Genomic DNA, 22,566 nt, shown 5'->3' on the forward strand with positions numbered 1-22,566 from the left:
TTGCATTTATTGCCATTACTTAAAACCTTTTGGGATTAATAATATTTATGTTGTTTTTGATTTAATATTTAGTATGTAAAATAATTAGTATTACTTTCTTAACTTGCACTTTCGCGAAGCGTGCCCGAAGGGCGAAAACTTTTTGCTACGGGAAAAAGTTGAATAAAAAACTTATATAACAAAATTTTTTAAGTTTTATGATTTGTGGGGACTAGCCCCCGCACCACCACTTCTTTTGCTGCCACAAAGAAGCAAAAAGGCTATATTTAACCAACTTAATAATTTATACTATATATAAAATATAATTATTATAATTTTGTATTAATTTTATATTTGCACTTTTTGCAACGGTAAAATATGATAATAGATTTATAAAAATATATGAACTATCAAAATATAGTTGTTTATATATTTACAAAAATAATAATAAAAATTTCTTCAATAAAATAAAAAAATAATAAAACAATTTTCCATTATGACGATAAAACAAACTGGGATAATATATATTTTTTAATTAGGAGTTAAAAATATGAGAGTTACAGAGCAAGCCCAATATAATAGAGCTATAAGCAGTATTAAAAAAAATTATAGTGAAATGGAAGCATCTCAAACAAGGCTATCTACAGGTCAAAGAGTACAAAGAGCACATGAAAATGTTACATCCACAATCAATTCTATTTATTACAGAACAAGAAAATCATCATTAGATAGATATCAAAACAACATAGTAGACGGTAAAGAAAGATTAAACGTAGCACATGATTCTATGAGTTCTATTACACAAGCATTAGCAAGATCAAGAGATTTAGCAGTACAAGGTGCAAACAGTACTTACTCTGCAGAAGACAGAGCTAAAATGGCTATGGAAGTAGAAGAAATGATAGAAAGAATATATGACATATCTAAAACTCAAAGCAAGGGAGAGTTTATATTCTCTGGAACAAGTGTAAAAACTGCACCGTTTAGAGCATTATACGGACATGATGAAAAAGCAGGCCGTTCAATAATTCAAACAGTTATGTATGAAGGTGATGCTAATGCTCAAAACAGAGAAATAGAAAATGGTCAATATATAAATGTAGGCACTCCGGGAAACTATGCTTTTTGGGGAACAAACATGGAAATAATATCAACAGTTGATGCTGGTAATTATGTTGCTTCAGAAAATCAAGATATTATGATAGATGATATGGTTATAAACATAAAGCAAGGCGATAATATTGAAGCTATAGTTCAAAGAATAAACGATGCTAATGGAAATGTTAGTGCTACTATAGGAGATTTAAGAGGAGGTGCTAAAGTTATACAATTAAAAACATCTACTCCTCATAAAATACTTTTACAAGATTTAAAAGGCGGCACTGTATTACAAGACATAGGTTTAGTAAGACAAGGTGCTGGAAACATTCCAGAAAATAATTATGAACCTAGTGCTGTTATCTCTGGTAAATCTTTATTTGAGAGTTTAATATATTTAAGAGATGCTATGCTTAATGACGATGTTAGAGCTATAGGAAGTGAGGCTTTAGGATATATAGACAGTGCTATAGATAATGTTTTAACTGTTCAGGCTAATGCTTCTTCAAAAGTAACAAGACTTGATATGGGTTACAATAGCTTTGAAGATCAAAAACTTGCAATAGATGAGGCTTTGGCTAAAAATGAAAATATTGATTATGCTGAAGAGATTGTTAATTTCAATATGTGGCAATATGCTCATAATGCAACATTACAAACTACAGGAAAATTATTAGGAAGAACATTATTAGATTATATGAGATAATATAACTATTTAACAATAAAAACTTAAAGGAAATTATTTAATGCCAGAAATAGAATCTAGAATATTAGGAAAAGTAGAAGTTTCTGATAACAATTTATATCACCTTAACGGAAGCATATTAGCATTTGAAGATTATGATGAGTTTTATTTGCTCAATATGGACGAAGAAGGTACTTTTAAAATACTTCAATCTAAAGATGATAAAAATATATGTTTTATATTGATAGATCCATTTCTGGTATTTAAAGATTATAAACCTGATGTTCATGATAATGATATAAAATTGCTTGAAATTGAAAAAGAAGAAGATATACATTTATTAACAATAGTAACAATACCAAATGATAATTTTAAAGCTATGAGTACAAATTTAATAGCACCAATAGTTTTTAATATAAAGAATCATAAAGCAAGACAATGCACTGTTATCGGAGATAAATATAATACCAGACATTCTATATTTGCAGAAAACGATGCTGAAAATAAAAAAGAGGAGAAGAGTTGATATATGCTTGTACTATCTAGAAAAATCAATCAAAGCATTGTTATAGGCGATAACATAGAAATTATGCTTGTTGATATAAGAGGCGACCAAATAAAATTAGGCATCAATGCTCCAAGAGATGTAAAAATATTTAGAAAAGAGGTTTATGAAGAGATAGAAAGCCAAAACTTAGAAGCTTCTAAAACAAATCCAGAACAACTAAATATCTTAAGTAATTTTGTAAAGAACAAATTAGAAAAAAATAAATAATTCTTATAATACCACTCTTTCTAACTCATAATTATTTTTTATATAGATAGATACAAAATCATTAAAATCTTTTTTGCTGCCTGTTGTAAAAAATTTTAAACTTCCTCCAGAATTATTAATTAAATTATTCTCAAGAAGATATTTTTTTATAGATAATGCTATTTTTGTGCTAGGGTCTATTATATTTTTTATATTAGTTTTTTTGATATTTACAACAGCTTTTATATCATCCATTATAAGAGGATAATGCGTACAAGCAAGAAGCAAAGTATCAGAATTATCATCTATTTTTTTTATATACTCTTCTAAAACCTTAAATCTATCATCATAACTATACCAATTATTTTCTATCATAGGACATAATTTTTGGCAAGCTACTTGGGTAACTTTCATTTTTTTATTGTAATCAAGTATTTTATCATGATACATATTAGAGTGAACTGTAAACTCTGTTGCCATTATGGATATATTATTATTTTTTGTATTGTCAATAATATCCTCTACCCCATGAGATATTGTTTCTATTATTGGTATATTATATTTTTCTTTTAATATATCATAAGAAGAAGCAGTGATAGTATTACAAGCAATAACTGCCATTTTGCAATCTTGCTTTATAAGGAAGTCTAATATCTTTATAGATAATTGAGTTATTTCTTCTTTAGATTTATCTCCATAAGGTATATTATGATTATCTCCAAGATATATATAATTTTCATTGGGAAGCATATCTAATAATTTTTTTAAAACACTTATACCGCCAAATCCAGAATCAAAAACTGCTATATGTTTAGAAGATGTATTCATTAATATAAATCCAAATAAGCTTTTTAATATTATATACAGTATATTATAAAAGTCAAATATATTGTGATATGTAGTTTTATTTTGTATAAATATACTTGTATATATGTGTAAAATATTGTATAATGGTTTCAAAATAAAAGTTAGGAGGATTTCATGAACGGAAGTATCATAGAAGCCTTACAAATAATGGTTATAGGTATGGGCGTAGTAGTGTTGTTCTTGATAATATTAGTTTATGTAATGAAGCTAGTAAGTGTTATTATAGCACAAGTAGATAAAATTATGCCTCAAAAAGAAGAAGAACAAACTGCATTACCTGTTCAATCTGTGAGTAATGACAAAATGGTTGCTATTGCGATAGCTTTAGCACATGCTCATAGTAATAAAAAGTAATGGACAAGTTATAAGGAGACAATAATATGGCAAAAAAAGAAGTAAAATTTATGGTAACAGCATTTAGGGACGGATTTCAATCTGTTTACGGTGCTAGAGTATTATCCAAAGACTTTATGCCGGCTGTAGAAGCATTTGTAAAAGCTGGTGTTAAATATTTTGAATCTGGCGGCGGTGCAACTTTCCAAAGTGCATTCTTTTACAACAATGAAAATGCTTTTGATGTAATGGATACTTTTAGAAAGACTGTTGGACCAGATGTTAATTTACAAACTTTGGCAAGAGGAGTTAATGTTGTTGGTTTGGAATCTCAGCCTAGAGATATGATTAAACTTCATGCTCAGCTTTTCAAAAAACATGGTATTACAACTATTAGAAACTTTGATGCATTAAACGATGTAAACAACTTAATTTATAGCGGACAATGTATTAAAGAAGCAGGTTTAAAACACCAAGTATGTGTTACTATGATGGCTCTTCCTCCTGGCTGTGAAGGTGCTCATGATGCTGCTTTCTATGGAAGAGTATTAACTCAAATAAAAGATAAAGTAGATTTTGACTCAGTATGTTTCAAAGATGCTTCTGGTACTACTACTCCTCAAGTAGTTTATGATACAATTAAAGAAGCTAGAAAGATTTTAGGTAAAGATGTACATATACAAATGCACAGCCATGAAACTGCTGGTATTGGTGCTTTACAATATAGAGCTGCTTTAGATGCTGGTGCTGATTGTATAGACGTTTCTTTAGCTCCTGTATCCGGCGGTACTTGTTCTACGGATTTAATAGTTATGTGGCATGCTTTAAGAGGCACTGATTTCTATTTTGATATTGATATAGACAAAATTAGAGAGGCTGAAGAAGTATTCAAAGAATGTATGAAAGATTACTTCCTTCCGCCTGAAAGTAGAACTGTTGAGCCTATGATTCCATTTGCTCCTATGCCTGGTGGTGCATTAACAGCTAATACTCAGATGATGAGAGATATTAATGTAATGAACCGTTTCCCTGAAGTTATTAAAGCTATGACTGAAGTAGTTAAAAAAGGCGGTTTTGGTACTTCTGTAACTCCTGTATCACAATTCTATTTCCAACAAGCATTTAACAATGTAATGCAAGGCGATTGGAAAAAGATTGCTGATGGTTATGGAAAAATGGTATTAGGTTATTTTGGTAGAACTCCTTCTACCCCAGACCCAGAAATAGTAAAAATAGCTAGCGAACAATTAGGTTTAGAGCCTACTACAGAGCTTGCTATGGATATAGATGATAGAAACCCTAAAAAAGGAAGAAAAGCTGCTGAACAGGCTTTAAAAGATGCTGGTATCACTGACCTTTCTGATGAAAATGTATTTATAGCTGCTGCTTGTAAAGAAAAAGGTATACAATTCCTTAAAGGTGAAGCTAAACTTGGTATTAGAAAGAATGCTGCTGGTTCTTCTGATGGTGTTAAAGCTACAAGCAATGAAGTTACTGTTACAGTTGGCGGTTCTAGCTATGGAGTAAAAATAGAAAATGGCAAAGCTATAGTTGATGGTGTAAGCTATGATTATACTATTAAAGATGGTATATCTGCTCAATCTTCTTCTTCTGCTGCTTCATCAAGTGGTTCTGCTACTCCTGTTACTGCTGGTTTGCCTGGTACAGTTTTAAAAATACTTGCTCCTGTTGGAACACAAGTTCAAGATGGAACAACTATATTGATTGTAGAAGCTATGAAAATGGAAGTAGAAATTAAATCTTCTGCAAATGGTGTTGTAAAAGAGTTAAAAGTTAAACCGGGTGATGCTGTAGTTGCTGGTCAGGAATTAGCTATTGTTGGATAATAGATGCTTGTTTTAAGGAGTGAAAAAGAATGAAAAAAATATTTTTAGTATTTACACTTGTCTTGATGACGGCATCTGTAGTTTTAGCACAAGGAAATGAAGAATATAAACCTATTGATATAAAAGAATCACTTATCTCTTTAGCTAGAAATACTGCTTTTGGCGGACTTTTCCCTAGAAGCGAAAAAGAAATAGCTGATGCTCAAGTGAAAGCTGAAAAAAGTAAACAAGAAAAATATCAAACAAAACTTAATGATATTAAAGTAAAAACTGCTCCGCTATGGCAGAATATTATTATGATTTGTGTAGGTTTACTTTTAGTATATCTTGCTATAGCTAAAGGTTTTGAACCGCTTCTTCTTATTCCTATAGGTATGGGCGGAATACTTGCTAATATACCTGTTGCTAATATTGCAGCTTTGCCTGTTGTAGAAATTATTAATGGGCTTCCTGTTACTATAAGCAGCGGTGGGTTCTTGGGTCAAATATATACTTTTGGTATTGAATCTGGATTATTCCCGCTATTCATCTTTATTGGTGTTGGTGCTATGACAGATTTTGGTCCGCTTATTGCTAACCCTAAAACTGCTTTGCTTGGTGCTGCTGCTCAGATAGGTATATTTGGTACTTTACTTGGTGCTATGGTTTTATCTACTTATGTGCCTATTATCAATTTCTCACTTAAAGATGCTGCTTCTATAGGTATTATAGGCGGTGCTGACGGTCCTACTGCTATATTTACAGCTTCAAGACTTTCACCTAGTTTATTGGGTGCTATTGCTGTTGCTGCTTATTCTTATATGGCTTTAGTTCCTATTATTCAGCCTCCTATTATGAAATGGCTTACTACTGAAAATGAAAGAAAAATTGAAATGAAGCAGTTACGTCCTGTTAGCAAAAGAGAGAAAATCATATTCCCTCTTGTAGTTATCATACTTGTTGCTTTACTTTTACCAGATGCTGCTCCTTTAATTGGTGCTTTGATGTTTGGTAATTTAATTAAAGAATCTGGTGTTACTGACAGATTATCAAAAACTGCTCAAAATGAATTAATTAACATTGTTACTATAATGTTAGGTTTATCTGTAGGAAGTAAATTGGCTGCTGATAAATTCTTACGTTTTGAAACACTTGGTATATTGGTATTAGGTTTAGTAGCATTCTCTATGGGTACTGCAGGCGGTGTTTTACTTGCTAAATTAATGAATGCATTTAGTAAAGATAAAATCAATCCTTTAATAGGAGCTGCTGGTGTATCTGCTGTTCCTATGGCTGCTAGGGTTGCTAACAAAGTTGGTCAAGAAGCTAATCCTCATAACTTCTTGCTTATGCATGCTATGGGACCTAATGTTTCAGGAGTAATTGGTTCTGCTGTTGCTGCTGGTGTACTGCTTGCTATATTAGGTTAATAAAAATTATTAAAATATAAATAAAGGAGTTAAAAATTATGACTACAATATTAAAAAGATATAATACTGCTAGAGCTTATTTAATTAATGATGCTTCTGCTGTAAAAAAATTATCACTTGCTTTTGTTTTTGCTATTGCTTTAGCTATTGCTTCACAAATAAAAATATATTTACCATTCACACCTGTACCTATTAACTTTGCTACTTTTGCTGTATGTGCTAGTGCTTTAACACTTGGTGGTTTTTGGGCTTTCGTTTCTGTAGCTTTATTTATATTAGCAGGTTCTATGGGACTTCCTTCTACAATAGCTCCAAATGCTTTAGGTGCTACTACTGGTTATTTAGTAGGTTATGCTTTATGTGCTTTAGTATTAGGTAAATATACTGAAAAAAATAATGCTGTAAGCTTTGTAAAAACTTCTGTAATATTGTTTGTATCACAAATTGCTATAATACATATTTGCGGTATGATAGGTTTATACATATGGTCTGCAAATGTTGGCACTCCATACACTTTAATAGAAGTTATAATGAAAGGAAGTGTTCCTTTTCTTATTGGTGATTGTGTGAAAGCTATAGCTCTTTCTTCATTAATGACTGTTGTATTAAAAAACAAATAATATAATATTTTTATTAATATAAAAAAAGGAAGTTCAATTTTTTGAGCTTCCTTTTTTATTGCAAATATTATACACTATTGAAATTACACACTTGAAAAATAATATATTTGTTATATCATATACAAAAACTTTTACTTGAGGATAATCATTAATGAAAAGTAAATTGGATGAAAATAGGATAAAACAAGGTGTCGGCGGACAGGCTGTAATAGAAGGCATTATGCTTAGAAATAAAACTCATTATGTTGTGGCTGTTAGAAAGCCGAATAAAAAAATAGATTTTATAAAACACAAAGTAGAAGCTAATAAAAATAAATTAAGTAAAATGTTTTTCTTTAGAGGGATTGTAAACTTTATAGATATGATGAAATTAGGTTATAAGACTTTAGTTTTCTCTGTTAACACTGCAGGACTTGAAGAAGAAAAAGAAAAAAACAAAAAAAATCTTACAAAAGAAGAAAATAGTAAAAAAGAAAGTGTTGCTATGACTTTAAGTATGTTAGTTTCTTTATTCTTTGCTATTGGACTTTTTATAGCATTGCCATATTTCATTACAACTCTAATAGGTATAAACGAGAAAGAACATGTTATATTATTTAATCTTACAAGAGGTGTTATAAAATTAGGTATATTTATTGGATATTTACTTGTTATTTCTTTGTTTAGCGATGTGAGAAGAGTATTTGAATATCATGGTGCTGAACATATGGTTGTTAATGCATATGAACATGGGCTTAATCCAGACATGAACAATATAAGAGATTATACAACTATACATCCAAGATGCGGTACTACTTTTATGTTTTTGGTATTAACTGTTTCTATACTTCTTTATATGTTTACAAGTTATTTTGTATATTCTTATATTTATGCAGCATATATTCCGCCTAAAATTTTGGGTAATCTTACTGTACTTGCTATGAATATAATTTTGCTTCCTATAGTGTCTGGAATATCTTATGAATTATTAAAATTAGGTTTTATATTTTATAATTTTCCGTTAATGAGACTTGCAATACTTCCGGGTTTGCTGCTTCAAAAAATAACAACTAAAAGACCAAAAGATGATGAATTGGAAGTTGCTTTATTTGCTCTAAACAAATTATTAGATGATTCTATAGGAGAAAGAAGCGAAGAAGAAGTAAAGGCTGAGATTGAAAAGGAAAATGAAGCTCAGTTATGCGTATAAAAAAACGTTTAATAGCAAATGATGATTATTATGAATATTCAGCAAGCTATATAAAAAAATATATTTTAGTAGCTTTTGTTATAGTTGTTATAATATTATCTATATGCTTATTTATATATATTAATTATTATACTGTTCCCAATAAATCTTTTATAAAAAATAATATTCCTACTATTGAAAATAATAATATTATGAATAAAAAAGGAATATATTATACTGGAACTTTTACTAATATTCCTAAATCTATAGTTATTAATGATAATATAAAAGAATCTATTTATATGTGTTTATTTCATGATAATAATATAATATTTTGGCAATTATATAAATATGGATTAAAAAGATATTTCTCATATAATGCATTTAATATATTAGATGGAGATTTTCAAAACTTCACAATAAAAGAAGATAAAAAAAATTTTTTAGATTTTTATGACAATTTTATAAGAAGCCAATTTAGAAAAACAGAAGGTTCTTTTAATTTGGAAATACCTAATTTTGAAAATACAAAAATTAATTTGGAAACTTCTATAAATAATTTAATTAATAGTGAATTAAGTTTTAAATTCACAAACTTTCATGCATCTATGATAAATTGGAAAGGAAACAGAGCATTATATAATGCATTTTATTTTGGCATTCCTAAAGGATATTTAACAGTACCCGGGAGCGATAATACTATAGATGAAAGAAGTTCTATTTTAATTTTTAATACCGTAGGAAGAACTCCATCAAGATATATGCATAATATTATAATGGCATTAGTATATTCTTCATACAGCACAAAACCAATACCTATACTTATATATGATAGTAAACCAGAATCTCAAAACTCTAAAATTATAAAAATATTATACAGAAACAAATGGTATGTATATGATACTTTTATATCTCATCAATACAAAGATAGTATAGACTTTTATTCTAAAGAATTAGGTTTTAGTTTAGTATTTAATCTCACAGGAAAAGAAAATAAAGACTCATTTGGAAATATCACTAAAATGGATAACACTATATCTTTAGGAATTTTAAATGGTTATGTTACCATTGATAATGAACAATTAAATATTAACGGTAATGCTATAAAAGAATCTATGCATAGTGTATTTTAACATATTTTTTAATATATATTAAAAAAGCACATATTATTTTTTATAATATGTGCTTAAAAATTATTTGATAATATATATTTATTATTATTTATTTAATTCTTTACCAGTAGAAGCATATCTTTGTAATTGTACAGTAGCAGCTTTAGGGTTTTTAACTACACAAGGTCCCCCCACACATCCGCCATTACAAGCCATAACCTCAACCAAATTCGGAGTATCATCAGTAACAGGAGTCTCTCCAGATTGTACTTTACCATAACCTCTTAATTGTTTCATACCTTCTTTATCAAGACCATTAATAACAGCAGATTTTAATTTTTCAGGGTGTTTTAATCTTATTTTAACTGCCTCAGCAACTCCGCCACTCATAGCATATTTTCTTCCAGAAGCAGTAGGAACAGTACCTACATCTAAATCAGGCTCTTTAGCAACATCAGTTCCTGTAGCTATAAATAAAGCATCAAGCTCTTCCATAGATAAACAATAATCTACTAAATCATCATCAATACTCTCTCTTCTCTTAGCAAGACAAGGTCCTATAAATACATTAATAGCATCAGAATCTTCCTTTCGCATCATTTCAGCAGTGTAATGCATAGGAGTCCTAGTTTCAGATACGCAAGGAATTAATTCTGGAACATGTTTTCTAACAGCCTTAACATAAGCAGGACAGCATGAAGTAGTCATTAATTTATCTCCCCTCTCCATTCTCTCCTCAAACTCAGCTGCCTCTCTATCAGAAGTAACATCAGCTCCCAAAGCTACCTCCCAAACTTTATTAAATCCTATTTTTAATAAAGCACTTTTTAATTGTCCTGGCTTAGCATTAAATTGTGAAGCTATAGCAGGTGCATACATTACATTAACTTTTTTATCCGCTTTTAAATATTTAAGCACGTCTAAAAGTTGTCCCTTATCCATCATAGCACTAAAAGGACATTCTCTCATACAATTACCGCAGAATATACATTTATGATAATCTATTACCTCTTTTCCCTGCTCATTTTTATTAATAGCACCAACAGGACAAGATTCTTCACATGGTACAGGTATATATATGATTGCATGATAAGGACAATTTTTTAAACATAATCCGCAGTTAATACATTTACTGCTGTCTATATAAGCTCTCTTCTCATCTAATATAGTAATAGCATTTTTTGGACAGTTCATCATACAAGGTCTAGCCAAACAAGCCTGACAAGCATCTGTAACCATAAAATTAGCTCTAACACAAGCATTGCAAGCCTCATAAAGTACTGTAAGCATAGGCCAAGTAGGTTTATCTCTTTCTAACGCCAATTTAGCATATTCTGATAAAGGTATACCGCTATCCTCTTTACCTTCAACACTTATGCCAAGTCTAGCTATTATTCTATTTTTTATTATCTCTCTATCATGATAAATACAGCATCTTATTGATTTGCTGTCTCTTGGTATTATCTCTATAGGCATTCTATCAATTTCTTCTATTAACCTATCCTCAATAAAAAGTGTAGCTATTCTTACAAGAATATCTTTTTTTAATTGAGCAGCATTGTTATTAATATTCATTTATTTTCTCCAATTGTAATTAATTGCATTTATTATAACTCATAATAACACTTTTTCAAGTCAAAACAGTACAATATATACTATTTTGTATAAATAAATTGCTAAAAATATTATTTTATATTATTATAAACTGCATAAAAAGACTATAAATATTTATATTTTATTATTCTTCTTGATAATAATAATGAAATATTCTATTTTATATAAATATTATTAATTATGAGAAAATTATTGTTATATATAAATAAAAGTATTATTAAAAAGCAGGAACGTTTTATTTTTTATGCTTTTTATTTTGCTTAATTTAACTTTACTAATATTAGAAAAGTAAACTTATCTCTAAACCTATTTTATTTTCGTATCCAAAATAACTTGAAGCCCCCTAGGCTTACCAAATCCATATTTCAAAGCAACAGTAAATCTATAAAACTCTAGACCAACAGCTACATTAACATATCCATGCCAAGGCTCTTTTATCAGTCCTAATCTATCTTTTTTATCGAGTATAGCACCACCATTAATACCAGCTATTAAACTAATAACATCTTTATAAAATGGAAATCTATAATCCAAACCAGTATGCACTCTAAAAAGCTGAGGACTATTTCCTACAGCATTATAAGATAATTCCGCCCCTAAATATACAGTAAAGTTTTTTACATAATAATATGCCGCAACTGAAGCAAACTCATAACTGCTCCCGCTTCTAATCGTATAATCACCCTTAAACCCATCAACCAAATGCGTGGATTGATGATACATTGGAATAAACCTTATTTTTATATTAATGCCTGCAATATTTTGAAGCCACAAATCAGCAAATACTGCAAACTGCCCTGCAAAATCATACACATCAAAAAGACCTGTATTTCTGCCAAGTATAGAAATATCCATTCCAGCTCCCATACCCACAGAAAAATATTTGTTTCTATAAAACATTATCTCAGTAGCAAGCCTACCCTCTATATAGATAGAAACAGATTTAAAATCCCAATTAGCGTTATTATCCATTAGTGTTAAATTTTTATGAACATCAAAATTTTTAGCAAAAAGCAGTCTTCCTATAAAAGCCCTAGTGTCCTGCCAACCAACATAATATTTATCAACCTCATAAACACGAAAAGGATTTCTAAAACTATAATCATTTGATACTGCATCTTGTGAATATAATAAAAAATAAAAATTTAAAAAAAGTATTGTAATAATATATATTCTTTTCATAATAAAAACTTAATATTAATTTATTTTGAACTATTCTAATATAATAAAAAATTTTTAACAAGTTTTTTGATAATAAAAAAATAATTAATTTGACATTATATAGTTTTATTATATAGTAATATATAGAATTATTTTTTAGAGAGAGTGTTTTATGAAAAAATTGTTTGTATTATTTTGCACAATATTTATGATAACTTCAACAGTATTTGCAAGACATGGAGGCGGAGCTGCTTTATTTGTACCTCTCACTGGAAGTTTTGCTTTTACAGACATAAAAACCTCAGACGGGAAAAAAATTGATTCACTAAAATCTTCAGGTGCTTTTGATTTTGGAGTGCTTCTTCAGCCCGGTTACTTTTATGATTTCTCAGGACTCCTTGGTGTAGATATACTCGCTGATATTGGATATTATAGAAGTTCTTACAACTTTAGAGATACTGATAATAGCGGAAGTATTGTTTCATATAATTTTGACACTCTAAATATTGGCGGAGTGGCAAGAGTATCAATTTTATTTTTATCTTTAGGAATAGGTTCTGGTGTAAAATTACCGCTTCAGGCAAATATTCAATATGCTGAAAATAAAGTTACTTATAACTACGATAAAATTAAAGAAAACTTTTATAATGCTTATATACCATATATAAAATTCACAATAGATTTTAGATATTATTTAAATAGTTTTTCAGCATTAGCAGCCGGATTATATTTTAATTATGATTTTAATATAAATCAAAAAATTCCAAACTATTCAAGATATAATATATCTTCATTTGACTTTGGTTTCCAAATAGGGGTTTATTTAGTAGGGTCTAGTGATTATTAATAGTTGGAAAAGTAAAAATGCTAAAAGAATTATTATTGCCGGAAATAGAAGACTTAATAGAACAAAATCAATGGGAAGATATCAGTGAAATACTATCTCTCTGGCAAGAAGCAGAAACTGCAGATTTAATCACTTCTATCAAAAAACTTGAAGACAAAATTAATATATTTAAAACTCTTCCAAAAGAATATTCTATAAAAGTTTTTCCAGAATTAGTTTCTATAGATCAACAGCATATTATAGAAAGTATGACTGATGAGGAAATAAAAGAATTACTTGAGAATATTAGTCCAGATGACAGAACTTCATTCTTAGAATCCATAGATGAAGATATGTCTAAAAATATATTGAAATTACTTGGAAGCGAAGAGAGAGAGATAGCATCTTTGTTGTTGTCATATCCAGAAGGCAGTATTGGCCGTATGATGACGCCTGAATATATAAGCATAAAACCAGATTGGACTGTTGAAGAGGCTTTTGAATATGTTAGAAGCAATATAGAAGATGCAGAAACTTATACTACAATATATGTATTAGATAATAAAAGAACTTTAATAGGCTCTATTACTTTAAGACAATTATTTTTCAGCGGACAAAAAGTACTTATACAATATATAGTTAATAATTGTCCATATATATTAGCATATGAAGATAAAGAAAATGCTATAGAAATTATAAAAAAATATAATTTGCATTCATTAGCAGTTATAGACAATAAACACTCTATGGTTGGAATTGTAACTGTAGATGATATATTAGATATTGCAGAAGAAGAATATACAGAAGATTTCCACAAGATGGCTGGTATCACTTCTGATGACAATCAATTTGATGATAATCTAAAAATTACGCCTATATTTACAATGTACAAAAAAAGAATATTATGGCTTTTAGCTTTAGTATTTGTTAATTTATTTTCAGGCGGTGTTATAAGTATATTCCAAAACACATTACAAAAGCATATAGTATTGGTAGCATTTTTACCATTACTCATAGGAAGCGGCGGCAATGCTGGAAGTCAATCTGCAACTTTAGTTATACGCTCTCTTGCTATAGGGGATATTGTATTGAAAGACTGGATATATTTACTTTCAAAAGAAGTGTTGGTCTCTTCCATATTGGGATTAAGTATGGCATTGGGTGCTAGTATACTTGGCGTTATAAGGGGAGGTTTTGAAATAGCTATAATAGTGAGCATATCTATGTTTAGTATAGTTTTTATAGGAAGCGTTATTGGTTTAACTTTGCCTTTTATATTAACAAAATGCAAATTAGATCCTGCTATAAGCGGTGCTCCTGTATTAACTTCTATATGTGATATTGCGGGGGCAGCTATATATTGTTCTATAGCTACCATAATTTTTTATATATTGGCTAAATAAAAAAATATTATAATTTGATGTTTTTATAATATATTATATAATATAAAATGAAATAATAATAAGGTATATTCATTTATGATGAGAGAAATAGAAATAGAATTACATGAAGCTTCAGCTAATAATAATATACTTGCTTTAGAAATTTTATTAAAAAATAAAGATATAAATATTAATTTAGAAAATGTATTAGGACTTACTCCTTTAAGTCATGCTGCTAAATTTGGCTATACCCAAATAGTAGAAATGCTCATAAAAGCAGGTGCTGATGTAAATAAGGCTGATAAATTGTTTATAACGCCTCTAATGAGTGCAGCTGCTAATGGTTATTATGATGTAGCAAAACTTCTTATAGAAAATAATGCTGATGTTAACAAAAAAGATGTTAACAATACAACAGCTTTGCATTATGCTTCTTCTTCTAATCATACTGATATAATAAAATTATTAGTAGAAAATAATGCTGATATTAATGCCAAAACAGATGTTCATATCACTCCTATTATGTATTCTTGTCAATTATCAAATTATGAGGCTGTAAAATTTTTAGCTGATAATGGTGCTAAACTTGATGAATGCGACATATATGAAGAGAATGTACTCCATTATGCTATATCCAGCGGAAATATAGAAATAGTAGAATATATATTAAATAAACAAGAATTAGAAATACCAAGATATGCTCTTACAAGAGCTTCTATTAGCGGTAATTTATCACTCGTTCATTATATTCATTCAAAATTAAAAAATGATAGAAAAGAAAATATATTCTCTAGTGCCTTTATATCGGCAGCACATAACGGATATTTAGATATTGTTAGGTATTTTTTTTACACATCCAAAAAAGATGCTCCTAAAGCTATAGCTCTGGCATCTTCAGGCGGGCATAAAGATGTAGTTGAATATTTGCTTATGAATAAAATATCACCTAATGGTATATCTGATGAAGGTAAGTCAGCTTTAATATATGCTATAGAAACCTCTAATAAAGATATTATTGAGCTTTTAATTAAATACAATGTTGATATTAATATGCCTGATGATGATGATATAACTCCATTAATGCATGCTGCAAGTGTTGGAGACATTGAAATAGTAAAAAAACTTTTGGACAATAATGCTGATGTTAAATTGGCAGATAATTTGGGAAGAAATGCTCTTGCTCATGCTGCTATGAGCGGGAATATAACAATTATCGAGCTTTTACTTCATAATGGTTTAACTCTAAAAAACAAAAAAGAAAATATTAGTCTTTTAATGTGGGCTGTAATATATGATAATTTAAAATCTGTTAAATATTTAATACAAAAAGGAATGGATATAAAAGAAAAAGATAAAAATGGCTGGAATCCTTTTATGTTTGCTTGTGCAAGGGGATATATGGATATTATTGAATATACATTAAAAGCATATCCAGATATATTGTTAGAAAAAAGTAAAAATAATGAAACAGCATTGATAATAGCGACTGATAATGAAAAAATAGAAGTAGTTGCTTATTTGCTTTCTAAGGGTATTTGTATTAAAGAAAAAAACTCTCAATGTCGTACTGCTTTAGAGATCGCAATAATAAAAAATAACTTTGAAATTTGCGAATCAATTATAAACTTTTACAAAATAAATTATCCAAATTATAGTTTACAAGAAGAGTATAATTTTGCAAAAGATATAGCAAATAAAGAGATAATAGATTTTATTCAAAGCAAGTTGTAAATAAATATTTTAACCACAAATCAAAATAATACATTAGGACTTTTAATTAATATGATAGATAAAAATAATAAAGAAAAATTAGGAAGTATTGGACTTTTTTTAACTGCATTGATATGGGGATATAGTTTTGTTGCTGTAAAAGTTGTTGTAAATGAGGTTGCACCATTTTATCTTGTTGGTTTTAGAAACTTTTTTGGCGGAATATTTTTATTTTTAATATTTTTTAAAATTACAAAAACTACGACTAAAAGAGATATTTTATTAAGTTTACCTGTTGGCATAACTTTATTTTTTGGTTTTTGGCTTCAGACAATTAGTGCTCAATTTATAACGGCTTCAAAAATAGCATTCTTTACAGGAGCTTATGTTATATTAGTGCCTTTTTTCACTTGGATAGTATATAAAAAGAAACCTCATGCAGCAGCATTCATCGCAGCATTTATAACATTAATAGGTTTATATTTACTTACATCAGTAGACGGAATAAAAAGTATAAAAGTTGGAGATTTATTTGCAATATTATGTGCTGCAGCTTTTGCTGTTCACTTAGTATTAATAGATGCTGTAATATCAAAAGTTAATGGTATAAAAATGGCTTCTTTACAACTATTGGTTGCAGGAAGTATATCATTAATATTAGGAATTATAACAAAAACACCTTTTAATTTTTCAGCTTTATCTAATGAAACTATATATTCATTTTTATATTTAGCATTAGGAGCTACTGCAATGGCTTATTTGCTTCAAACCGTTTCACAAAAATATGTGTCTCCTCATAAAACTGGTATAATATTAAGTTTAGAGTCTTTTTTAGGAGCTTTATGCGGTATTATATTTATGCAAGATGCCATTAATTTCAAAACAATTTTGGGCGGACTCTTGATAATATCAGCAATCTTTATATGCGAAACAGGAAGCAATATTAAAAAAAGTTAATTACCATTATTATTTTGGTTTTGCATAGATTCAAGTCTTTTTCTCTCGCGTTCAGCCTGCTGCAATTCTGACTGCATTCTATAGTAGGAAGCTAATCTCTGCTGTCTATATTCTTCTATTCTATCTTTTTCTGCATCCATACGCTTTTTATTATCATCAAGACGGCTTTTTGTCATAGCAATACTATTTTCAACTATACCCCTAGTCTGTGAATAAGGTGTTACAAAATCATTCATAGTATAAGCAACTCCTGTGTCTGGTATATCATCTCCAGAAGTATCATTAGCAAATAACTCTTCTATACCGTCCATCTGAGTTTCTATTTTATTCATAAACTTTTCTTCATCTATTTGCAAATATCCCTTTTTAACTACAGACCAATCCTCTCCAGCATTTCCTCTATTAATACCTATCTGGTCTAATAAAGCTAACTCCTCTCCATACTCTGTTTCATAAGGAGAAGCTATAATAGATTTTATTCTCTGTGATATATTATTAACTAAAGTATTACCGCTAAATACTCCTATATAATATAATTTTTTTCTTAAAGCAGTATCAGTAAGCTCAGGGTCAAAAACAACCCCCAATGTATTTGCCAAATCTATCATATCAGTTCTGCTCATAGTCTCTAAACTTTCCATTACATCATTATTTAAAGGTGTATGAGTGGTATCATTAAGTAAATCTATAACATCATTATAGGCACTTACAAAATTAACTATAGCATCAACTACTTTCTCTTTATCTACTTCTATTGTAGTAGCAAATGCCTCTGGTGTAGGTTTTAAAGCTGTAATATTAAGTCCGTCTACAACATCTTTAAACTCATTGCTTTCACTAATTACATCTATACCATCAACTGAAGCCCTAGCATCAGCTGCCTCAGATATTAAATAGTTTGGAGCATCTTCTTCTCTGCCCATATCCTCAACTAATAAATCCTTATAAAAAATATTGTATCCCTCATTTTTATTGATAAGAACTACCTGAGTAATAACATCACCCTCTTCAAACTGACTTCCTATAGGTATATTTAATCTCTGCCAGCTAGAACTAATTGTAGGTAAAGCAAAGAATTTTTCAACTTCATCTCCTGCCTTATTAATATATTTAACTCCTATTATCTCAGAATTAAATCCTGTAGCATCTATTGCCTGAGGTGCTTCAGCCTCAACATCTTTTTTGGCTGCCCTCTCTGCCTCAAGTGCTTCTTTATATTTTTTTATATCCTCAAATGTCCTAGAACTATCTGCAGGAGATAATCCTTCACCATAAAGCTCAACATCTTTATATATTACACTATCTATTTTATTGAAAGTAAGCCCCGTATCTGGTATAGATAAATCAACAGTAGGAGGCATTATAGGTGCTTCTTCATCAACATCATCTAAAGTGTCTGAAGCCCTTGCCGTAATTGAAATAGTAATGTTTTCATTAGCTTCAGCTTCTCTATGTAAAGGCATTGATAATTTATTTACACCCTTTAATACAATAAAATCATTCTTTATCATATAATTTGTAGTTAAATTATCAGATTCATCTTTCCATTTATTTATTAAACTTTCATTAAATATATGACCCAAGTATCTATAAGGTCTTCTAGTAAACATATTAAGCTCTTTTAATATACCTGCATCATCGCTTACTACTTCTACTATATTTTTAGAGCCTGTTTTTACCAAGTCTATAGTGAGAACCTGAAGATTTCTTGATTTTTGTGTAATTGTTGTTTTTATTTTTTTACCGAATGCTTTTTCTAAAGTTTTTTGTAAATTGACTAAGCTTCCGCCTGCAAAATCTATAGTATATTCATCTTCTGCAACTTTTAATTTTATAGTACCAGCAGGAAGAGTATCATTCATATTATATGCTTTTGAAGAGAATTTCTGACTATTTGCTAACTCTTTAATTGCTATATCATAAGTAGTTGTACTTGCAAGTCTATTAGCAGATACAGTAAAATAATCTGGAACTCCCTCTCCTGTACCAACATAATTTTTAAATGGTGAACGAAAACCATACAATTCTTTTGAAGTAGTTGTTAATATATTTAACCTATTTTTTAAATCTTCATAAGCAGATATTTCTCTTTGATAATTTATAGCATTATCTGCAAGATTTGAAAGAGTAAGACTTCTCTTATTAACTTCAGCATCTACTGCATTTTTATAAACGTCTTGAAGAAAAGCATCACTAGTAGCCATATATAAAATTCTCCTAAATTTTTTATATATAATTAAAAACTAAAATATAAATGATATGTAAAAATATCTTTTACTATATAAATATATAAAATATTTCGGTATAATGTTAAATATAGTTAGCATAATATTTGAAAAACTATTCTTCAATCTTTTTTATATCATTTATAATATTATCTATATTCTCCAACTCTTCAACTGAATAATCTTTTAATTTCATAGCAATAGAGAGTAATTTTTCATTTTTTCCATATCTGCAATTTCCTCATTACAAAGAAGTAATGATATAGGTATATTTAAAACTCTAGCTATTTTATTTAGATTAGTAATGGATATATTTCTCTTTCCAACTTCAACTCCTTGCAAATACTTTGGAGATATTTTTTTGCCATATCAGCTATATATGATATAGTTCTATTTTGTGATTTTCTTATAATTCGTATTCTTCTGCCAATATAGTATAAAAAAGATAACTCATTATTTTCATTATTATTATTTTTATTTTCTTCTTTTTTATAATCGGATACCACTCTCTTAAAAAAATGCTTTTTTAAATTATTTTTATCCATTTATCAAACTCCTGCAATTACAGCTTCTTTATAATTATCTATTATGCCATTTTCTCTAAAACTATAATGAAGATTTCCTGCTATTATAATATGGTCTAACACTTTTATATTAATCATAAAAAATGCCTTATATATTATTTCTGTTATTTCAATATCTGCTTTAGAAGGTTTAGCTATACCAGAAGGGTGATTATGTGATAATATAACATAAGAAGCTCCTAAAGATAATGCTTTATCAACTAAATCTCTTGGATAAATAGTGGCAGAATCTATAGTACCTCTAAATATTTGTTCTATAGAAATAAAACGTTTATTAATATCAAAACATATTAAAGAAAAAGTTTCAAATTTTAATCTGCCAAATTTTATGGTAAGATACTCTATTAAATCTTTTTTCTTAAATTCTAAACTATCAACTCTTAGGCTATTAACTAAATAGTATTCTAAAAGTGAAGATATACTTTTTAATATGAAAACTTTCTTTGGAGTTAATCCCTTAATTTTTAAAAGTTCTTCTTCACTAGCATTTACTATATTATATAAATTATGAAACCTATAATAAAGCTTATCTGTTATATTATTAGCATTATTTAAAGAAACACCATTAGAAAGTAAATAAGATACTATCTCTTTTTCTTTGTCTAAATAAAGGTCTTCATAATTTTTATTTGAAATAAAATTATCACTAATAAACATAATAACATATCCTTTAAATTAAGTGTTACCTATAGTTAAACAAATATTTTTTTAAAATAAGCTAAAATTAAATAAATTAAAACAATATTTAATTCATAATTACCGCTTAAAAAATATATTTATTTATTTTTTTAAATTAATAATTAGATAAAATATTGACTTTTTACATAATAGCTATATCATTTTTTTATATAGAGTTTTGGAGTATATTATGACAAAAAAACTAATTATTATATTAGCTGCTATTAATTTATTTTTAATATCTTGCAAATCAAATTCAACAACTCCATTTGATATAGAATATTTTATACTTCTTTTTGGCGGAGGAAGCGTAATAGAAAAAGAAAAAGCTATCACTGACCCTACCCAAATATCAGCCTTTATAAAAGAACATAATGGAATATATTATGCTACATATGAAGATAATAGCCTTGATTTAAGATACAGATTATAAAATGATAAAATATATAACGGATATGGTACAGAAATAATTGGTACAGAAACATTATTTGGAACTAAATTACAAATATATATTAATGGAAAAACAGATGGAACTGGTTATGATAAAAATGATGAAATGTTTACTTTCAATTTTGCAACTAATCAAAATATATATTTATTTGCAAATGCAATATTTCATAAAGAACAATATGCTGCTAAACAAGGATATAACCATAAAATAGGAGAAGCTATTGAAGAATTAAAACAATATTCTGGAAATTACTATTATGATTATGATGATACTCAAAAATATTATATATTAATAGATACATTAGGATAAATATATATAGATGATAATTTAAATATCATATACTCAACTGCCTCCATGGAAAATAAAGTACTTACTATTACATATACAAAAATAGGAGGAACTAAAATAAAACAAGAATTACATTTTTATGATGATAAATTAATATTTGGTAATTCTTGGATAAATGACAAGCTTCAATATGAAGAATTAAAAAGATATGATTTGTTTACTCCACATAATGGTACATATACAGGAAAAGATGGAACTAGTGATATAACTTTAACTGTTGCCTCCGATAAAATAACATTAAGCTCTCTTGGAAGATACTATACATTTACACCTATTACGACTGGAAACACATTAACTCTTTATCAATACTCATCTAGGTATTCTACAAAAGAATATAAATTTGTATTTGAAGGTAATAGTGTTACATATACAAAACCAGATAATCAGGGTACTGTTATATTAAATAAACAAAACTAATTTTTTTAATTAAATTGTAATTGAAAAGATTATATTATTATGGTATTATTTTATCAATTTATTATTGGAGAAATTTTTAATGAAAAAAATTAGTAAAAATCCTTTTCTTATTGAAGTAGAGAGAAAATTTGGAAAAGATAGTTTTGAATATTCTGCATTTATGCGCGGAAGTAAAAAATTTAAAATAACTAAAGAAGAAATAGATGACAGATATAATTTAACATTAAAAGAGTTTGCCTATTATGCTCAAGTGTCTGGTTTTAAAGTATTATCTGATGCAGACAGCTTAATTATATTTAAAGAATAAAATAATAAAAATTAAATTAATTAAAAAGTGATAA

Annotated in this window: 21 protein-coding genes and 1 pseudogene; 15 read left to right on the plus strand and 7 right to left on the minus strand. The window is 28.3% G+C overall.

What is annotated here, in order from left to right; all coding sequences use genetic code 11:
* The first annotated feature begins 529 nt into the window (after nucleotides 1-529).
* From EPJ72_RS01585 to csrA, 3 genes are read left to right on the plus strand one after another with little or no spacing between them, the layout of a single operon-like run.
* Entirely contained in the window at nucleotides 530-1,783 is a 1,254-nt protein-coding gene (locus tag EPJ72_RS01585; RefSeq protein WP_147730522.1) for a flagellar hook-associated protein 3, read from the plus strand.
* 40 nt (nucleotides 1,784-1,823) lie between these two features.
* The gene (gene fliW, locus EPJ72_RS01590) at nucleotides 1,824-2,288 is read left to right on the plus strand and encodes a flagellar assembly protein FliW (protein ID WP_147730523.1); all 465 of its coding nucleotides are present in this window, start codon (nucleotides 1,824-1,826) and stop codon (nucleotides 2,286-2,288) included.
* A 3-nt stretch (nucleotides 2,289-2,291) separates the two neighbouring features.
* Entirely contained in the window at nucleotides 2,292-2,537 is a 246-nt protein-coding gene (gene csrA, locus EPJ72_RS01595; RefSeq protein WP_147730524.1) for a carbon storage regulator CsrA, read from the plus strand.
* A 3-nt stretch (nucleotides 2,538-2,540) separates the two neighbouring features.
* On the opposite strand, the gene murI is transcribed toward csrA, so the two are convergent.
* Nucleotides 2,541-3,344 carry a glutamate racemase gene (gene murI / locus EPJ72_RS01600; RefSeq protein ID WP_147730525.1) on the minus strand — a complete coding sequence of 268 codons (804 nt, stop codon included), beginning with the start codon at nucleotides 3,342-3,344 and terminating at the stop codon, nucleotides 2,541-2,543.
* A 153-nt stretch (nucleotides 3,345-3,497) separates the two neighbouring features.
* Between murI and EPJ72_RS01605 the strand changes: the two genes are divergently transcribed.
* From EPJ72_RS01605 to EPJ72_RS01630, 6 genes are all read left to right on the plus strand, one after another.
* On the plus strand, nucleotides 3,498-3,737 hold the full coding sequence (locus EPJ72_RS01605) for an OadG family protein (RefSeq protein WP_147730526.1): 240 nt from the start codon (nucleotides 3,498-3,500) through the stop codon (nucleotides 3,735-3,737).
* A gap of 26 nt (nucleotides 3,738-3,763) precedes the next feature.
* Complete coding sequence (locus tag EPJ72_RS01610) at nucleotides 3,764-5,563, plus strand: biotin/lipoyl-containing protein (RefSeq protein ID WP_147730527.1); 1,800 nt, start codon at nucleotides 3,764-3,766, stop codon at nucleotides 5,561-5,563.
* A 29-nt stretch (nucleotides 5,564-5,592) separates the two neighbouring features.
* A complete protein-coding gene (locus EPJ72_RS01615; protein ID WP_147730528.1) occupies nucleotides 5,593-6,972 on the plus strand; it encodes a sodium ion-translocating decarboxylase subunit beta in 1,380 nt (459 codons plus the stop codon).
* 38 nt (nucleotides 6,973-7,010) lie between these two features.
* Complete coding sequence (locus tag EPJ72_RS01620; RefSeq protein WP_147730529.1) at nucleotides 7,011-7,592, plus strand: biotin transporter BioY; 582 nt, start codon at nucleotides 7,011-7,013, stop codon at nucleotides 7,590-7,592.
* A gap of 151 nt (nucleotides 7,593-7,743) precedes the next feature.
* Nucleotides 7,744-8,781, plus strand: coding sequence for a DUF1385 domain-containing protein (locus EPJ72_RS01625; protein ID WP_147730530.1), 1,038 nt, complete (start codon nucleotides 7,744-7,746; stop codon nucleotides 8,779-8,781).
* The gene (locus EPJ72_RS01630; RefSeq protein WP_147730531.1) at nucleotides 8,772-9,893 is read left to right on the plus strand and encodes a hypothetical protein; all 1,122 of its coding nucleotides are present in this window, start codon (nucleotides 8,772-8,774) and stop codon (nucleotides 9,891-9,893) included. The genes EPJ72_RS01625 and EPJ72_RS01630 overlap by 10 nt, the downstream gene beginning before the upstream one ends.
* Before the next feature lie 84 nt (nucleotides 9,894-9,977).
* Here the strand turns inward: EPJ72_RS01630 and EPJ72_RS01635 are convergent, their stop codons facing one another.
* On the minus strand, nucleotides 9,978-11,447 hold the full coding sequence (locus tag EPJ72_RS01635; RefSeq protein WP_147730532.1) for a 4Fe-4S dicluster domain-containing protein: 1,470 nt from the start codon (nucleotides 11,445-11,447) through the stop codon (nucleotides 9,978-9,980).
* Between the two features lie 345 nt (nucleotides 11,448-11,792).
* Nucleotides 11,793-12,668, minus strand: a complete 876-nt coding sequence (locus tag EPJ72_RS01640; RefSeq protein WP_242004866.1) for a hypothetical protein — start codon at nucleotides 12,666-12,668, stop codon at nucleotides 11,793-11,795.
* 151 nt (nucleotides 12,669-12,819) lie between these two features.
* Here EPJ72_RS01640 and EPJ72_RS01645 point away from each other — a divergent pair, with 151 nt between their 5' ends.
* From EPJ72_RS01645 to EPJ72_RS01660, 4 genes are all read left to right on the plus strand, one after another.
* Entirely contained in the window at nucleotides 12,820-13,494 is a 675-nt protein-coding gene (locus tag EPJ72_RS01645) for a hypothetical protein (protein ID WP_147730533.1), read from the plus strand.
* 17 nt (nucleotides 13,495-13,511) lie between these two features.
* The gene (gene mgtE / locus EPJ72_RS01650; RefSeq protein ID WP_147730534.1) at nucleotides 13,512-14,876 is read left to right on the plus strand and encodes a magnesium transporter; all 1,365 of its coding nucleotides are present in this window, start codon (nucleotides 13,512-13,514) and stop codon (nucleotides 14,874-14,876) included.
* 75 nt (nucleotides 14,877-14,951) lie between these two features.
* Nucleotides 14,952-16,586, plus strand: a complete 1,635-nt coding sequence (locus EPJ72_RS01655; RefSeq protein WP_147730535.1) for an ankyrin repeat domain-containing protein — start codon at nucleotides 14,952-14,954, stop codon at nucleotides 16,584-16,586.
* Between the two features lie 51 nt (nucleotides 16,587-16,637).
* The gene (locus tag EPJ72_RS01660; RefSeq protein ID WP_147730536.1) at nucleotides 16,638-17,522 is read left to right on the plus strand and encodes a DMT family transporter; all 885 of its coding nucleotides are present in this window, start codon (nucleotides 16,638-16,640) and stop codon (nucleotides 17,520-17,522) included.
* Here EPJ72_RS01660 and fliD read toward each other — a convergent pair.
* From fliD to EPJ72_RS01675, 4 genes are all read right to left on the minus strand, one after another.
* Nucleotides 17,519-19,726: a flagellar filament capping protein FliD gene (gene fliD, locus EPJ72_RS01665; protein WP_147730537.1), complete on the minus strand. Its 2,208-nt coding sequence runs from the start codon at nucleotides 19,724-19,726 to the stop codon at nucleotides 17,519-17,521. The genes EPJ72_RS01660 and fliD overlap by 4 nt on opposite strands.
* Before the next feature lie 213 nt (nucleotides 19,727-19,939).
* The gene (locus EPJ72_RS13690) at nucleotides 19,940-20,089 is read right to left on the minus strand and encodes a helix-turn-helix domain-containing protein (RefSeq protein ID WP_439897253.1); all 150 of its coding nucleotides are present in this window, start codon (nucleotides 20,087-20,089) and stop codon (nucleotides 19,940-19,942) included.
* A complete protein-coding gene (locus EPJ72_RS13255) occupies nucleotides 20,041-20,292 on the minus strand; it encodes a hypothetical protein (protein ID WP_242004867.1) in 252 nt (83 codons plus the stop codon). Before EPJ72_RS13255 ends, EPJ72_RS13690 begins: the two co-directional genes overlap by 49 nt.
* A 3-nt stretch (nucleotides 20,293-20,295) precedes the next feature.
* The gene (locus tag EPJ72_RS01675; RefSeq protein WP_147730538.1) at nucleotides 20,296-20,988 is read right to left on the minus strand and encodes a JAB domain-containing protein; all 693 of its coding nucleotides are present in this window, start codon (nucleotides 20,986-20,988) and stop codon (nucleotides 20,296-20,298) included.
* A 211-nt stretch (nucleotides 20,989-21,199) separates the two neighbouring features.
* Here EPJ72_RS01675 and EPJ72_RS13695 point away from each other — a divergent pair.
* Together EPJ72_RS13695 and EPJ72_RS01685 are read left to right on the plus strand one after the other, a co-directional pair.
* Nucleotides 21,200-22,225, plus strand: a pseudogene (locus EPJ72_RS13695) (hypothetical protein).
* Between the two features lie 79 nt (nucleotides 22,226-22,304).
* Nucleotides 22,305-22,532, plus strand: coding sequence for a hypothetical protein (locus EPJ72_RS01685; protein WP_147730539.1), 228 nt, complete (start codon nucleotides 22,305-22,307; stop codon nucleotides 22,530-22,532).
* Nucleotides 22,533-22,566 lie beyond the last annotated feature (34 nt).

It is taken from the genome of Brachyspira pilosicoli, assembly GCF_008016535.1.
Lineage (GTDB): Bacteria > Spirochaetota > Brachyspiria > Brachyspirales > Brachyspiraceae > Brachyspira > Brachyspira pilosicoli_A.

What these genes read in the sequence shown, in the direction of transcription:
- EPJ72_RS01585 (WP_147730522.1), top strand. Translation starts at nt 530, where the DNA reads ATGAGAGTTACAGAGCAAGCCCAATATAATAGAGCTATAAGCAGTATT.
- fliW (WP_147730523.1), top strand. Translation starts at nt 1,824, where the DNA reads ATGCCAGAAATAGAATCTAGAATATTAGGAAAAGTAGAAGTTTCTGAT.
- csrA (WP_147730524.1), top strand. Translation starts at nt 2,292, where the DNA reads ATGCTTGTACTATCTAGAAAAATCAATCAAAGCATTGTTATAGGCGAT.
- murI (WP_147730525.1), bottom strand. Translation starts at nt 3,344, where the DNA reads ATGAATACATCTTCTAAACATATAGCAGTTTTTGATTCTGGATTTGGC.
- EPJ72_RS01605 (WP_147730526.1), top strand. Translation starts at nt 3,498, where the DNA reads ATGAACGGAAGTATCATAGAAGCCTTACAAATAATGGTTATAGGTATG.
- EPJ72_RS01610 (WP_147730527.1), top strand. Translation starts at nt 3,764, where the DNA reads ATGGCAAAAAAAGAAGTAAAATTTATGGTAACAGCATTTAGGGACGGA.
- EPJ72_RS01615 (WP_147730528.1), top strand. Translation starts at nt 5,593, where the DNA reads ATGAAAAAAATATTTTTAGTATTTACACTTGTCTTGATGACGGCATCT.
- EPJ72_RS01620 (WP_147730529.1), top strand. Translation starts at nt 7,011, where the DNA reads ATGACTACAATATTAAAAAGATATAATACTGCTAGAGCTTATTTAATT.
- EPJ72_RS01625 (WP_147730530.1), top strand. Translation starts at nt 7,744, where the DNA reads ATGAAAAGTAAATTGGATGAAAATAGGATAAAACAAGGTGTCGGCGGA.
- EPJ72_RS01630 (WP_147730531.1), top strand. Translation starts at nt 8,772, where the DNA reads ATGCGTATAAAAAAACGTTTAATAGCAAATGATGATTATTATGAATAT.
- EPJ72_RS01635 (WP_147730532.1), bottom strand. Translation starts at nt 11,447, where the DNA reads ATGAATATTAATAACAATGCTGCTCAATTAAAAAAAGATATTCTTGTA.
- EPJ72_RS01640 (WP_242004866.1), bottom strand. Translation starts at nt 12,668, where the DNA reads ATGAAAAGAATATATATTATTACAATACTTTTTTTAAATTTTTATTTT.
- EPJ72_RS01645 (WP_147730533.1), top strand. Translation starts at nt 12,820, where the DNA reads ATGAAAAAATTGTTTGTATTATTTTGCACAATATTTATGATAACTTCA.
- mgtE (WP_147730534.1), top strand. Translation starts at nt 13,512, where the DNA reads ATGCTAAAAGAATTATTATTGCCGGAAATAGAAGACTTAATAGAACAA.
- EPJ72_RS01655 (WP_147730535.1), top strand. Translation starts at nt 14,952, where the DNA reads ATGATGAGAGAAATAGAAATAGAATTACATGAAGCTTCAGCTAATAAT.
- EPJ72_RS01660 (WP_147730536.1), top strand. Translation starts at nt 16,638, where the DNA reads ATGATAGATAAAAATAATAAAGAAAAATTAGGAAGTATTGGACTTTTT.
- fliD (WP_147730537.1), bottom strand. Translation starts at nt 19,726, where the DNA reads ATGGCTACTAGTGATGCTTTTCTTCAAGACGTTTATAAAAATGCAGTA.
- EPJ72_RS13255 (WP_242004867.1), bottom strand. Translation starts at nt 20,292, where the DNA reads ATGGATAAAAATAATTTAAAAAAGCATTTTTTTAAGAGAGTGGTATCC.
- EPJ72_RS01675 (WP_147730538.1), bottom strand. Translation starts at nt 20,988, where the DNA reads ATGTTTATTAGTGATAATTTTATTTCAAATAAAAATTATGAAGACCTT.
- EPJ72_RS01685 (WP_147730539.1), top strand. Translation starts at nt 22,305, where the DNA reads ATGAAAAAAATTAGTAAAAATCCTTTTCTTATTGAAGTAGAGAGAAAA.